Annotated in this window: 11 protein-coding genes; 7 read left to right on the top strand and 4 right to left on the bottom strand. The window is 69.9% G+C overall.

Annotated elements, in window-relative coordinates:
* Positions 1 to 85: 85 nt before the first annotated feature.
* Positions 86 to 2,554: a SpoIIE family protein phosphatase gene (locus B0I32_RS04685; protein WP_181307007.1), complete on the top strand. Its 2,469-nt coding sequence runs from the start codon at positions 86 to 88 to the stop codon at positions 2,552 to 2,554.
* Here the strand turns inward: B0I32_RS04685 and B0I32_RS04680 are convergent.
* The 3 genes from B0I32_RS04680 to B0I32_RS04670 all read right to left on the bottom strand — a co-directional run bounded on the left by B0I32_RS04680 (position 2,547) and on the right by B0I32_RS04670 (position 5,344).
* The gene (locus B0I32_RS04680) at positions 2,547 to 3,479 is read right to left on the bottom strand and encodes an aldose epimerase family protein (RefSeq protein WP_106236024.1); all 933 of its coding nucleotides are present in this window, start codon (positions 3,477 to 3,479) and stop codon (positions 2,547 to 2,549) included. The two genes, B0I32_RS04685 and B0I32_RS04680, sit on opposite strands and share 8 nt — an antisense overlap.
* Before the next feature lie 12 nt (positions 3,480 to 3,491).
* Positions 3,492 to 4,451, bottom strand: coding sequence for a LacI family DNA-binding transcriptional regulator (locus tag B0I32_RS04675; RefSeq protein ID WP_106235247.1), 960 nt, complete (start codon positions 4,449 to 4,451; stop codon positions 3,492 to 3,494).
* Between the two features lie 98 nt (positions 4,452 to 4,549).
* Positions 4,550 to 5,344 (bottom strand): NAD-dependent epimerase/dehydratase family protein, encoded by a 795-nt coding sequence (locus B0I32_RS04670; protein WP_245955587.1) that lies wholly within the window; start codon positions 5,342 to 5,344, stop codon positions 4,550 to 4,552.
* Between the two features lie 238 nt (positions 5,345 to 5,582).
* Between B0I32_RS04670 and B0I32_RS04665 the strand changes: the two genes are divergently transcribed.
* The 5 genes from B0I32_RS04665 (at position 5,583) to B0I32_RS04645 (ending at position 10,335) form a co-directional block, all read left to right on the top strand.
* Complete coding sequence (locus B0I32_RS04665) at positions 5,583 to 6,797, top strand: ABC transporter substrate-binding protein (protein ID WP_245955585.1); 1,215 nt, start codon at positions 5,583 to 5,585, stop codon at positions 6,795 to 6,797.
* On the top strand, positions 6,794 to 7,723 hold the full coding sequence (locus B0I32_RS04660) for a carbohydrate ABC transporter permease (RefSeq protein ID WP_245955584.1): 930 nt from the start codon (positions 6,794 to 6,796) through the stop codon (positions 7,721 to 7,723). Before B0I32_RS04665 ends, B0I32_RS04660 begins: the two co-directional genes overlap by 4 nt.
* Positions 7,720 to 8,580 (top strand): carbohydrate ABC transporter permease, encoded by an 861-nt coding sequence (locus tag B0I32_RS04655; protein ID WP_106235241.1) that lies wholly within the window; start codon positions 7,720 to 7,722, stop codon positions 8,578 to 8,580. Before B0I32_RS04660 ends, B0I32_RS04655 begins: the two co-directional genes overlap by 4 nt.
* Before the next feature lie 67 nt (positions 8,581 to 8,647).
* Positions 8,648 to 9,415: an IclR family transcriptional regulator gene (locus B0I32_RS04650; RefSeq protein WP_245955582.1), complete on the top strand. Its 768-nt coding sequence runs from the start codon at positions 8,648 to 8,650 to the stop codon at positions 9,413 to 9,415.
* Positions 9,416 to 9,429: 14 nt separating this feature from the next.
* Positions 9,430 to 10,335, top strand: coding sequence for a 5-dehydro-4-deoxyglucarate dehydratase (locus tag B0I32_RS04645; RefSeq protein WP_106235237.1), 906 nt, complete (start codon positions 9,430 to 9,432; stop codon positions 10,333 to 10,335).
* 547 nt (positions 10,336 to 10,882) lie between these two features.
* On the opposite strand, the gene B0I32_RS04640 is transcribed toward B0I32_RS04645, so the two are convergent.
* Positions 10,883 to 12,352 carry an aldehyde dehydrogenase (NADP(+)) gene (locus tag B0I32_RS04640; protein ID WP_106235235.1) on the bottom strand — a complete coding sequence of 490 codons (1,470 nt, stop codon included), beginning with the start codon at positions 12,350 to 12,352 and terminating at the stop codon, positions 10,883 to 10,885.
* A gap of 237 nt (positions 12,353 to 12,589) precedes the next feature.
* Between B0I32_RS04640 and B0I32_RS04625 the strand changes: the two genes are divergently transcribed.
* On the top strand, positions 12,590 to 13,993 hold the full coding sequence (locus B0I32_RS04625; protein ID WP_245955580.1) for an enolase C-terminal domain-like protein: 1,404 nt from the start codon (positions 12,590 to 12,592) through the stop codon (positions 13,991 to 13,993).
* Positions 13,994 to 14,081 lie beyond the last annotated feature (88 nt).

The following is a 14,081-nucleotide window of genomic DNA, read 5'->3' as shown; positions in this document are numbered from 1 at the left end:
TTCACAACTGGAGGCATCAACGGCATCAGTCTGCCACTCTGAGAGTGACCGAACTGCCACATCGAGTGATGTTCTAGGACGCAGAGTGGACACGACCAAGGTGTCGAGCACGGCCTTCGACGGCACTCCCCACGCACCGGCGCACGCCCGCAAGTTCGTCCGCCAGGTGCTCGGCGAGTGGCGCCTGAGCCACCTCGCCGAGGACGCCGTCCTGCTGACCAGCGAGCTCGTCACGAACGCGGTGGTGCACGCCGGCACCGGTGTGGAGCTGACCTGCCGGCTCGACGTGGACGCGAGCCCGGCCAGGCTGGAGATCGAGGTCGACGACCACCACCCCAGCCGGACCATCTCCGGCGTCGCGGCCCCCGCCGAAGACGACGACGGGCAGCCGGCCACCTCCGGCCGCGGCCTGGCCCTGGCCCAGATGCTCGCCGACGCCTGGGGGGTGACGTACACGAGGACGGCCAAGCGGGTCTGGGTGCGCCTGGAGATCGGCGAGGGCTGCGAGCAGCAGGAGATCCTGCCGGGCCCGACGGGCCTGGTCGCCGCCCCCGTCGTGGCGCCGCTGGAGACCCTGCACGTCGGCGTGGTGGTCTGCGACCTCGACGGGGTGGTGGAGTCGTGGAACTCCGAGGCGGCCGAGTTGCTCGGCTGGCCGGCGGAGCTGGTGGTGGGCCGGTCGCTGAAGGAGCTGGTGGCCTGGCGCGGCTCGGGCCCGTACGCGCTGTCGCTGGCCGACACGCTCGGCCTCGGCCGCTGGCGGGGCGAGACGCGGATGCGGCACCGCGACGGCAGGCTCGTCCCCGTCTACGTCTCCCACCTGCGCACCCGCGGCCACGCCGGAGAGCGCAGGACGATCTGGATGATCGTGGCCTGCGACCACCGCCACGTCCTGACGCCGCCGCCCCAGCCGCTGCGCAGGGAGGCGGGCCGGCGGATCAAGGACCTGATCGACCACGACATGCCGCTCGCCGAGCTGCTCAGCACGATCGCCCAGATCGTGCAGGTGTCCAGCGCGGGCGACGCCTCCTACGTGCTGCTGGCCGCCGACACCGGCGGCCAGTTCGGCGTGGCCGCGGGCGCGGGCGCCACGGCGGGGCTGGTCGGGGTGCTGGCCACGGGCGTGTTCTGCGCCGACCGCAAGGCGCCCACGCTGATCGACGACCTGCTCGGCGCGGACGTGGAGCTGGCCGAGCAGCTGCGCGCCAGGTCGCTGGCGTGCGCGCCGCTGCTGGTGTCCGGCGAGGTGATCGGCTATCTCGTGGTCACGGCCGCGCAGCCGTCGCGCTTCGACCAGGAGCTGACGGTCAGCCTGCAGCACATCGCCGACCAGGTGGCGGTGCCGGTGCAGCGGGAGCGGCTGGCCGAGCGCGACCGGGCGCACCGGGGGCGGCTGTCGTTCCTGGCCGAGGCGGGCGAGCTGCTGGCCGGCGTGCACGACGAGGAGCTGATCGCGGCGCTGACGGCGCAGCTCGTGGTGCCGAAGATCGCCACGTGGGCGGCGGTCTACCTGACTGATCTGGCCGGCATGACCAGGCTCGCCCACGTCTGGCACAGCGAGGAGAGCCACAACTCCGCGCTGCGCAAGTCGCTGCCCGCCATCCCCCGCACGGCGCTGCACGAGGTGGCCTGGCCGGTGGGCCCCGAGACGGTGCTGGCCTTCCCGCTGCTGACGCAGGGCCGGTCGCACGGCGCGCTGGTGATCGGCCGCTCCGACCCGACGCTGCCGCTGGAGCTGGCCGACCTGCTGGCGGACCTGTGCCGCCTGGTGGCGCTCAACCTGCACACGGCCATGCTGTACGCCAGGCAGGCGACCACCTCCCGCGTGCTGCAGCGCAGCCTGCTGCCGATGCGGGTGGCCCCCATGCCGGGTCTGGAGTCCGCGGTGGTCTACGAGCCGGCCGAGGAGGGCGCCGACGTCGGGGGCGACTTCTACGACCTGTTCACGGTGGCCGACCACTGGTGCTTCGCGCTCGGCGACGTGTGCGGCAGCGGCCCGGAGGCGGCCGCGGTCACCGGCCTGGCCAGGCACGCCGTACGCCTGCTGGCCAAGGAGCACTACACGGTGGCCGACATCTTCGACCGGCTCAACCAGGCGCTGCTCGACGAGGGCGACGAGGGCAGGTTCCTCAGCCTGCTGTGCGGCGAGCTGACCCCGCTGCCGCAGGGCGGCGCACTGTGCACGATCGCCTCGGCCGGCCACCCTCCGCCTCTCCTGCTGCGCACCAGCGGCGAGGTCGAGACCATGGCGACCCCGCAGCTGCTGCTCGGCATCGAGTCCGGCGCCAGATTCTACGTGGAGACGTTCGAGCTGGCGCCGGAGGAGGTGCTGCTGTGCGTGACCGACGGCGTGACCGAGCGCCGCGCCGGCGGCCGGCTGCTCGACGACGGCGACGGGCTGTCCGAGCTGCTGTCGGGCTGCACGGGCCTCAGCGCCCACGCCGTGGCCGAGCGGGTGCGGCACGCCGTCGAGACGTTCGCCGCCGAGCCGTCGCAGGACGACATGGCGCTGCTGGTGATCAAGGCCTCCGGCGCCCTGCGGCAGGTCAGATGAACCGGTACGTCGTGGTCGAGGTGCGCCGCTCGCCCGGGCGCAGCACCGTGGAGGGGAACTGGGGCTGGTTGGGCGAGTCGGGGAAGTGCTGCGTCTCCAGGCACAGCCCCGCGAACGGCCCGTACGGCGTCTGCACCCCGTCGAGCATGCCGCCGGCGTAGAACTGCACGCCCGGCTCGGTGGTGGTGACCTCCATGGTGAGGCCGCCGCCCTTGACCTCGATGCCGCCGTCGAGCACGAAGCAGTGGTCGTAGCCGCCGTCGTAGCGCTCGCCCACGGCGTGCGGCTCGGTGAAGTCGAACGGCGTGCCCTTGACCGGCGCAAGCTCGCCCGTGGGGATCTTGTCGTCGTCCACCGGCAGGTAGTGGGTGGCGTCCATCCTGATCACGTGGTCGAGGACGTCGCCCTCGCCCTTGAGGTTGAAGTAGGAGTGGTTGGTCAGGTTGACCACGGTGGGCGCGTCGCTCTCGGCCGCGTAGTCGATCCGCAGCGCGTCGCCGTCCAGCGTGTACGTGACCGAGGCCGTCAGCGTGCCGGGGAAGCCCTGGTCGCCGTCTGGGCTGGTCAGCGTCAGGGTCACCGACGACTCGCTCTGCGCGGCGATCGTCCACACCCTGCTGTCGAAGCCCTCGGTGCCGCCGTGCAGGCAGTTGGGGCCGTTGTTGGCGGGCAGCAGGTGCTCGGTGCCGTCGAGGGTGAAGCGGGCGTGGGCGATGCGGTTGCCGTAGCGGCCGACGACGGCGCCGAAGTAGCGGCTGCGCGTCCGGTAGTCCTCGATCGTGTCGAGCCCGAGCACGACGTTGACCCCGTCGACCTCCAGCCTGCGCACGACGGCGCCGTAGGTCAGCACCTCGGCGCGCAGCCGTCCCGACACCAGCTCCACCTGTTCGACCTGCTCGCCCGAAGGCAGCGTTCCGAAGTTCATGACGGCGCTCATTTATGGGGCCCTTCCCGTGGACTCGCGGACTATGAGGTCGGTGTCGAGGGTCACGGTCGCGCCCTCGCCCCCCGACTGCAGGAGCAGGTCGACGGCCATCCTTCCCGCCGCGGCGGCCGGCATGGCCACCGTGGTCAGCTTGGGGCGGTTGAGCCGTCCCGGAAGGATGTCGTCGAACCCGATCACACTTATCTGGTCTGGTACCCCTATCTCCATCGCCGACAGCCCCTCGATGAGTCCGAGTGCGAGGAGGTCGTTGTAGGCCAGCACCGCGGTCGCCCCGCAGGCGGCCACCTCGGGGGCCACGGCCAGGCCGCCGCCCTCCGTGGGCTGGTTGGGGCCGAAGAAGACCAGGTCGAGCCCGACCGCCTCGGCGGCCGCGCCCTGCATCTCGTTGCTGGTCCACGAGCCGATCGGGCCGGACACGAGCGCGATCCTGTGGTGGCCGAGCGCGGCCAGGTGGTCGAGGGCGAGCTTGGCGCCCTGGGCGACGTTCATGAGCACGGCGGGCATGCCCTTGATCCGCCGGTTGACCACCACGAACGGCACGTCCTCCGCCAGCCGCTCGATCATCTTGTTCGACAGCCGGGGGCTGCACAGCAGGACGCCGTCCACCTGCTTGGCGAAGGTCCTGATCAGCTCTTCCTCGACCCCGGGGTCCTCGTCGGTGTCGGCCACGAAGACGTGGTAGTCACGGCCTCTGGCCTGCGACTGGGCCGCCTTGATGAGCGGCGGGAAGAACGGGTTGGCGATGTCGGCCACGATCAGGCCCATGTTGAACGTGCGCCCCGTGGTGAGCGCCCTGGCGGCGCGGTTGGGCCGGTAGCCGAGGTCGTCGGCGGCGGCCAGCACCCGGGTCCTGGTGGCCGGGTTGACCAGGTGCGGCGCGGAGAAGGTCCGGGACACGGTGGAGACGTGGACGCCGCAGGCGCGGGCCACGTCCTTGATCGTCGCCGCCATCGCCGTCCTCCCATGCAAACGGTTGCCAGATCAAACCTTGGCGTTCGCGGCTGACGCCGTCAAGGTTCTTGCAACCGGTTGCTTAAAGCGGTGTCAGCTCACCACTTCCCGCCGAGCTCGTTCAGCGTGAAGACGCCGCCCGCGCGGTGGTGCAGCGGCTCGGACAGGTCGGGCTCGCCCTGCGCCTCGATGAGGGCGGCGGCGAACGGCTCGGAGCTGTCCTTGGACTCGAAGCCGATGGCCTCGGCCTCCTCCAGCGACCACCAGCGGCGCGGGCTGTCGGAGACGCCCCAGACCACGTGGTAGCCGGTCGCGCTCAGCCCGGCCTCGACCAGGCGGGTCAGGTCGTCGGGCGAGATCCAGGTGGCCAGCCCGCGCGTGTCGGCGGGGGCCTCGTTGCAGGTGCCGAGGCGGACGACGGTGACGTTCATGCCGAAGCGGTCGTGGTAGAGGCTGCCGAGGGCCTCCATGACGACCTTGCTCACGCCGTAGAAGGTGTCCGGCCTGGGGAAGGCGTAGTCGGGCAGGTCCTCGCCGGACTCGGAACGGGTCTGGTAGCCGGCCGCGTGGTGGCTGCCCATGAGCAGGAGGTGCTCGACCCCCTCCTTCCGCGCCGCCTCCAGCAGCACCTGGGTGCCGTTGATGTTGGCCTGCACGATGTCGGCCCAGGGGTGTTCCCTGCTCTGGCCGCCGAGGTGCAGCACGGCGTCCACGCCCTTCATCGCCTCGGCCACGGCGGCCGGGTCGGTCAGGTCGGCCGTCACCCATTCCTCGCCGGGCCCGGGCTCGACCGGCTGGATGTCGGAAAGCCGCAGCGTGCGGCCCGCACGCGCGAGCCGTGGCCGGAGCAGCGTCCCGACCTTTCCCGAGGCCCCTGTCATGAGAATGCGCATGCCTCAATGATGTACATGAATCTGACTGAAATTCACATCCTTGAATATTGACCGTGAGCCGTGCCACTAGTTACGTTCACAGGCACACATCCAAGTCCACGACTCATGTCCACATATGTGAACAGGAGGCGGTCTGATGTCACATCGTCTGCTGGGAGCCGCGATGACCGCGGCTCTGGCCTTAGGAGTGACAGCCTGCGGTTCCGGGGGCTCATCATCATCTAGTTCCGACAACGCTTTGGAGATCTGGATCAGGCAGCCGCCCGATTCCGAGTCCGCCAAGACCGCCGTGAAGCTGGCCGACGCCTTTACCAAGGCCAGTGGCGTGAAGACGAAAGTCGTCGCCCTTTTCGACGACTTCGAGACCAAACTGAACCAGCAGGCGGCGCAGAAGGACCTGCCCGACATCGTCATCAACGACACCGCCCAGCTCGGCAACATGGTGTCGCAGGGGTGGCTGCAGCCGGTCGACAAGGCCGCGCTCAAGGGTGGCGACCAGCTCGCGGAGACCGCCTGGACGGCCGCCACCGGGGCCGACGGCAAGTTCTACGCGGCCCCGTTCTCGGCCCAGTCGTTCGCGCTGATCGTACGCAAGGACTGGCGCGAGAAGGTGGACATGGAGCCTCCCGCGACCTGGGAGGACCTGGCCAAGCTGGCCGTCGCGTTCACCGAGAAGGACCCCGACGGCAACGGCCAGAAGGACACCGCCGGCTTCGTGGCCCCCGCGGGCACCAAGCGCGGCTACGCCTCCTGGTACGCCTCCTCGCTCATCTACGCCAACGGCGGCGACTTCATCAAGGCCACCGGCGGGGGCAAGTACGCCGCCACGGTGAACGATCCCAAGACCGTGGAGGCCGTGCAGTTCCTCCAGGACCAGTTCTGCAAGACCAAGACCGTCAACCCGGGCGCCGTCAGCAACGACACCACCGTCACGCACGAGGTGTTCGAGAAGGGCCAGGGCGGCATCTACCTGGTCGGTCCCTACGTGCTGGCCAGGTTCGTCAACAGCATCGGCACCGACAAGATCGAGGTCCTGCCGGTGCCCAAGGGCCCGTCCGGCGGTCCCGGCACGCTCGGCGAGGGCGAGAACGTCTACATGATGGCCGGGTCCCCGAACCCGGACAACCAGAAGAAGTTCGCCGAGTTCGCCATCTCGCCCGAGGGCCAGAAGATCGGCATGAACAAGGACGCCAACGGCGCCATCGTCCGCCTGCCGGTCAACACCACGGTCGACATGGCCGCCGAGCGGCAGGACCCGCGCTGGAAGGTGTTCCAGGAGTCGTACGCGAACGCCGTCTACGCGCCGCCGGTGCCCAACTGGGCGCCGATCCGCCAGACCTCCGCCGACACCATCAACGCGGTCTGGGCCGACTGCTCCGCCAACGTCAAGACGGCGATGGATGAGCTCAACACGAAACTCACCCAGGAACTGCAGAGCCAGAAAGCGTCATGACCTCCACACTCGCCCCGGCGTCCGGCCGGACGGCGGCTCCCGGCCACCCGCCGAAATCGGCGCGGTGGCGGGGACCGCTGATCGCCTGGCTGTTCCTGGCGCCCGCGCTGCTGCTCTTCCTGTACTTCAAGTTCATCCCGATGTTCGTGGGCCTGTGGAAGAGCCTGTTCAAGGTCCAGACGTTCCTCGGTGACGAGTGGGTCGGGTTTCAGAACTACCAGACGATCATCACCGACGACGAGTTCGGCGCGGCGATCTGGCACAGCGTCGTGCTGGCCTTCGGCACCACGCTCGGCTCGCTCGTGCTGGGCCTCGGGCTGGCGCTGCTCATCGAGGGGCCGGCGCGGTACCTGTGGTTCGTCAGGACCGCGGCCTTCCTGCCGGTCGTGACCACGATGGCGGCCGTGGCCGAGGTGTGGCGGATCATGTTCCACCCGGCCGACAGCGGGATGCTCAACATCGTGATCGGCTGGGCAGGCGTCGATCCGCAGCCGTGGCTGGCCAGCGAGGACTCCTCGCTGATGTCGATCATGCTGATGAGCATCTGGCGCGGCACCCCGTACGACATGATGATCTTCCTGGCCGGTCTGGTCGGCGTGAACCGCAGCCTGTACGAGGCCGCGGCCGTGGACGGCGCCTCCACCTGGCGGCGGCTGCGGCACATCACGCTGCCCGCGCTGCGGCCGGTGTTCTGGATCCTGTTCACGCTGGCGGCCATCCGCGGCCTGCGGGTCTTCGTCGAGGTCTACGTCCTGACGAACGGCGGTCCGAACGGCTCGTCCGAAGTGCTGATGACCTTGATCTACAAGCTCGGGTTCCAGAAGAACGAGCTGGGGGTCGCCTCGGCGGGCGGGATCGTGCTGTTCCTGGCCACGCTGGCGCTCACCGTGATCGTGCAGATGTTGCGCAGGAGGCAGGCGGCATGAGGTTCGACAGCGCGCTGGGCCTGGAGTCGCGGCGTGGCCCGTTGGCCACCACCGGGAAGGTCCTGATTTATGGGGCTATGGTGGTCGTTTTCACCGGGCCGCTGATCGGGCTGCTCATGAGCGCCTTCAACAAGACCCTGGACCCCACCTCCTTCTCCCTGTGGCCGGACGAGTTCACCCTGGAGAACTTCATCAAGGCCCAGGACAAGAACGTCTACCTGTACCTGCTCAACTCCTTCATCGTCGTGGGCTTCGGGCTGCTGCTGCAGGTGCTGGTGAGCGTCTTCGCGGCGTACTCGCTGGCCCGCAAGAAGTTCCGCGGCATGACGTTCGTGATGCTGCTCATGCTCGCCACGATGATGCTCCCCGAGGAGATCATCGCGATCCCCCTCTCCCTCGTCCTGGCCGACATGCCGCTGCTGCACGTCAACCTCATCGGCACGTACGCCGGCATGATCCTGCCCGTCGGGGCCTGGGGGTTCTCCATCCTCGTCATGACCGAGTTCATGAAGGAGGTGCCGGTCGAACTGGAGGAGGCGGCGCGCATCGACGGCGCGGGAGAGCTGCGCATCTTCGCCACGATCATCCTGCCGCTGTGCCGCCCCGCGCTCGGCGTGATCGGCGTCTTCGGCTTCACGATGATCTGGGACCAGTACCTGCTCCCCCTGATCGTCGCGCCACAGTCGGAGATGTGGACGCTGCCCGTCGCGCTGCGCTCGCTGCGCTCCGACGAGGAGGTCGGGATCGGCGTGCTGCTGGCGGCCTCGCTGCTGGCGCTGCTGCCGTCGATCATCGCGTTCCTGGCGTTCCAGCGGCAGTTCATGCGCGGGCTGACGAGCGGCGCGGTCAAGGGCTGACTGTCCATGTATCTGGACGGCATCCCATATCCTGGATGCCCGAGCCCGCCGATGGATACGAGATGGGATGAGCATGGAGCCCCAGCTGGTCAAGTCCGCCGAGCGGACCGTCCGCATCCTGGAAACTCTCGCAGATTCACACGACCACCTGACGCTGTCGGAGCTCCAGCAGCGGACCGGATTCCCGCGCAGCAGCCTGCACGCCCTCATGCGCACCCTGGTCGAGCTCAACTGGGTCGAGACCGACGCGGCCAGGTCGGCGTTCGGGATCGGGCCCCACGCGCTGCTGACCGGCACCGCCTACCTCGACAAGGACCCCGCGCTCCCGTTCGCCCAGGAGAGCCTGGAGGACCTGCGCGACGAGATCGGGCATACCGTGCACTTCGCCCGCCGCGACGGAGCCCACGTGCTCTACCTCGCCACCCGCGACTCCCGCGAGGCCGACCACATCATCCCCCGCGTCGGCCGGCGGCTGCCCGCCCACGTCACCGCGCTCGGCCAGGTGCTGCTCGCCCAGCTCACCGATGACGAGGTCGAGGCGCTGCTGCCCGAGCCGCTGACCGGGCTGACCGACCACACGATCACCGATCTGACCAAGCTCACCGGCGAACTCGACCAGGTCCGCACCCGCGGCTGGTCCTACGAACGCGAGCAGGGCACGCCCGGCGTGGCCTGCGTGGCCGTGGCCGTCGACTACCGCATCCCGGCCACGGACGCGATCAGCTGCTCGATGCCCGCCGGGCTCCCGCCCACCGACGTCGAGCAGATCATCGAAGCGGTGATCAAACACACCCGGAAGCTGGCTGCCACTCTCCGCAGGGAGGGCATCCGCTAGACAGGAGATGTTCTATGCGGCTCGACGGCGTTCTGTTCTTCCCGGTCACCCCGTTCGGCCCCGACGGCCGCCTCGCCGAACCCGTCCTCGCCCGGCACGTGTCCGACGGGGTCGCGGCCGGGGCCGGCGGCGTGTTCACGGCGTGCGGCACCGGCGAGTTCAACGCCCTCGACCTCGACGAGTACACCCGCGTCGTGGCCACCGCGGTCACCGCCACCGCCGGCCGCGCACCCGTGTTCGCCGGCGCCGGCGGCCCCCTCCCCTCCGCCCGCGCCCTCGCCCGCGCGGCCGCCGCCCAGGGCGCCGACGGCCTGCTGCTCATGCCCCCGTACCTGGTCACCGGCCCTGCCGCCGGCCTGACCCGTTACGTCCGCGACGTGGCCGAGGCCGGCGGCCTGCCGTGCGTCATCTACCAGCGCGGCAACGCCCGCTTCACCCCCGCCGCCGTGGCCGAACTGGCCCGCCACCCGCACGTGATCGGCTTCAAGGACGGCCTGGGCGACTTCGACCTGCTGCAACGCATCATCCTGACCGTCCGCGCCAGCGGCGGCGAGGACTTCACCTTCTTCAACGGCCTGCCGACGGCCGAGCTGACCGTGCCCGCCTACCGGGGGATCGGCGTCAACCTCTACTCCAGCGCCGTCTTCGCTTTCGCCCCCGAGATCGCCGTCGCCTTCCACAAGGCCGTGACCGTGGGCGACGAGGTCATGGCGCGGCGGCTGCTCACCGACTTCTACCTGCCGCTGGTGGAGTTGCGCGATCTCGTCCCCGGGTACGCGGTGTCGCTGGTCAAGGCGGGGGTGCGGATGCGGGGGCTGGAGGTGGGCGGGGTACGGGCGCCGTTGACGGACCCGGCTCCCGAGCATCTGCGTGTCCTGGAACGGCTCATCGACGCTGGAATGGGGCTCGTGGGCGGCTGAGCCGGGGTCGTACTGCGCTGGTCACCCCTCGTTCCGCCCAATCAGACGACGGCACCGACCGTGGGGGACGGGGGTTCATGACCACGGGGGGGCAGGGTCGCAGGCCCGTCACCACGGCCTACCGGTCACGGGACCCGTCACCATGGGGCCCTCGGCCTACCGGTTACGCGACTCATCACCGCTGGGCACTCGGCCTGCCGTCACCGGATCTCGGGCCCCGCCACCACGGATCGCGGGACCCGTCACCACAGCCCACTCGACCTACCACCACGGATCACAGGCCCCCGCCATCACGAATCACGGGACCCATCACCACAGGCCACTCGACCTACCACCACGGACCACGGGCCCCCGCCACCAAGCCACGAGGCGCAGGCCCCGTGGCCCATCGTCACCAGTCGCAGCCCCCGTCACCACGGATCACGGACCGCTCGCCACAGACCCGTCGCCACAAATCACGGGCCCTGTCGCCAGAGGTCGCGAGGCCTGCCGCCACCCGCCGCGCAGGGACGACTCAGCCTGGACTCGCTCCAGACGAGGGGTACTCCTAACCCTGCATGCGTCCATCCACCCTGCGCGGGATGGACAGCGGGTTGGCCTCCTTGAGCTCGTCCGGCAGCAGCGCCTCCGGCCAGTCCTGGTAGGCGGTGGGCGCGAGCCACCGCTCGATCGCCGTGGCCCCCACGGACGTGGACGTGGTCGTCGCGGCCGGCCAGGGCCCACCGTGATGCATGGCCCAGCACACGGCGACCCCGGTCGGCCAGCCGTTCCAGATGAGCCGCCCGGCCTTGCGGCCCAGCACGCCGGCGACCTCCGCGGCCTCCTCGGCCTCGGTGCCGTGCACGGTCGCGGTCAGCGACCCTTCGAGCCGCTCCAGCACCGCCGGGAGGTCGGAGACGTCCCGGTACGTCACCACGATCGACGCCGGCCCGAAGCACTCCTCGCCGATGTTCGGCAGCTTGCCGGCGAACGTGTCGAGATCGGCCGTGAAGACCTTGGGCGTGACGGCCAGGCTGCCCTCCCCCGGCTTGCCCTCAGCCAGCAGCCGCAGCTCACCCAGGCGTTCGACGCCGCCGAGGTAGCCGTCCCTGATCCGCTCGGCCAGCATCGGCCCGCCGCTGGTCCCCTCGACGGCCTCGACGATCGCCTGGCGCAGCTCGTCGTTCTCGGGCACGAACAGCAGCCCGGGATTCGTGCAGAACTGCCCCACCCCCAGCGTCAGCGACCCGGCGAACCCCGTGGCCACCTCCTTGACGGGCGCGGAAGGAAGCACGACCACCGGGTTGACGCTGCCGAGCTCGCCGAAGAACGGGATCGGCGTCTCGCGCTCGTCGATCAGCTTCTGGATGGCCTTGCCCCCGGCCACCGACCCGGTGAACCCGGCCGCGACCACACTGGGATGCTGGACGAGGTCGGCGCCGGCCTGCATGCCCTGGACCAGCCCCAGCAGGTCCGGGTTCGGCAGCGCCGCACCGACGATCTTGGCCACCCGCTCGGAGGTGTTGGGGTGCCCGGGATGCGCCTTGACGACGACGGGGCAGCCGGCGGCCAGCGCGGAGGCGGTGTCGCCGCCCGCCACCGAGAACGCGAACGGGAAGTTGCTGGCCGCGAACACGGCCACGACGCCCTGCAGCGCGTTCTTCATCCGCCGCACGTCCGGCCTGGGCGGCGCGAGCGATGAGTCGGCGTGATCGATGATGGCCTCCAGGTAGCCGCCATCCCTGATCACCTCGGCGAAGAGCCTGAACTGCCCCGCCGTCCGCGCCACCTCGCCGCGCAGCCGTACCTCGCCGAGCGCGGTCTCCTGGTCGGCGAGCTGCCACAGTTCGTCCACGTGGGCGGTGAGCGCGTCGGCGACGGCCTCCAGCGCGACGGCCCGCTCGGCCGCCGGAGTCGCGCGCCAGGCCGCGCCGGCCGCCGCCGCGGCAGAGACGATCAAGTCGACCCCGGCGCTGTCGGTCTCGGGCAGCGCGGCGCCCACGGTCTCGCCGGTCCTGGGGTCGTGTCCGTAGATCATCGAATGGCCCTTCGGAGTCTTGACACTTCTTCAGCCTAATTCTTACAGTTGCGGCAACTTGTCCACAAATCTGGCTATTGTTCACATATATGGACGGCGTACGAAATGATCATTAGGCAGATCCATGTCACCCCCGTCGCTTTCCGGGATCCGCCTCTTCTCAACGCCGCCGGAGTCCACGAGCCGTGGGCCCTCCGTACCATTGTCGAGGTCGTCACCGATCAAGGTCTGACCGGGTTGGGCGAGACCTACGGAGACCTCGACCATCTCCGCAAAGTACGCGAATGCGCGCAGGCCCTGATCGGCCTCGACGTCCACGCCACGAACACCATGTACGCCCGCATCTCCGCACTCCTCGGCGCACCAGGCACCGGCCCCAGCGCGACCAGAACTGCCACCAACCCAACCGGTACCCGCACCGAGGCAACCGGGACCGGCACCACTCCGACCGGGACCCGCACCACCACAACCGAGACCGCCACCACCCCGACCGGAACCCGCCTCGAATCAACCGAGACCAGCACCACTCCAACCGGGACCCGCACCAAGACAACCGAGACCGGCGCCCCCACACCCGGACCTGTCACCGAGGCAACCGCGACCGGCGCTCCCGCACCCAGACCTGTCACTAAGGTAACCGCGACCGGTGCCACCACACCCGGGCCTCTCACCACCAACCCCAAGGAGAGGACCGTCGACCGAGTCTTCTCCCCCTTCGACGTCGCCTGCCTGGACATTCGCGGCAAAGCCGCCGGCGTACCGGTCTCGGACCTGCTCGGGGGCAGGGTCAGGGACGCCGTGCCGTACAGCGCGTATCTCTTCTACAAGTGGGCCGGCCACCCGGACGACGAGCCCGACAGGTTCGGCGCCGCACTGGACCCGGCCGGCATCGTCGAGCAGGCGGGGCTGCTCATCGACGAGTACGGCTTCGAGTCCATCAAGCTCAAGGGCGGCGTCTACCCTCCCGACGAGGAGATCGCCGCGATCCGCGCCCTGCATGAGGCGTTCCCCGGCCTACCGCTCCGCCTCGACCCGAACGCCGCCTGGACGGTGGAGACCTCGATCCGCGTCGGCCGCGAACTCGACGGCGTCCTCCAATACCTGGAGGACCCCACGCCCGGCATCCCCGGCATGTCCGAAGTAGCCGCCAAAGTCCCGATGCCCCTGGCTACCAACATGTGCGTGGTCACCCCCGAACACTTCCCACCCGCGATGGCCGCCCGCGCCATCGGCGTCCTCCTCCTGGACCACCACTATTGGGGCGGACTCGTCCGCTCCTCGCACATCGCCGCCATGTGCGACGCCTTCGGCCTGGCCATGTCCATGCACTCCAACTCCCACCTCGGCATCAGCCTGGCCGCCATGACCCATCTGGCCGCCGCCACGCCGAACCTCACCTTCGCCAGCGACACCCACACCCCCTGGCAGAACGGCCAGGACGTGATCCAGCCCGGCGCACTCGAGTTCACGAACGGCGCCGTCCCCGTCCCCACCGCCCCAGGCCTGGGCGTAGACCTCGACCGAGACGCGCTGGCGGTGATGAACGAGCAGTACGAGAAGTGCGGCATCGTCGCCCGCAACGACACCTCATACATGCAACGCTTCACCCCCACCTTCACCGCAGGAAGACCCCGCTGGTAACCACCACCACCTGTGGACCAGCCACATTCACCACATCCAGCCCAGGCTGCCGACCACCCCGACGGCTTGCAGCAAGACTGAGCTGACG

This window comes from Nonomuraea fuscirosea, assembly GCF_003001935.1.
In the GTDB taxonomy this organism is placed as follows: Bacteria; Actinomycetota; Actinomycetes; order Streptosporangiales; family Streptosporangiaceae; genus Nonomuraea; species Nonomuraea fuscirosea.
Note: the sequence above shows the minus strand (reverse complement) of the source record. Positions and strands in the feature narration are given on the sequence as shown.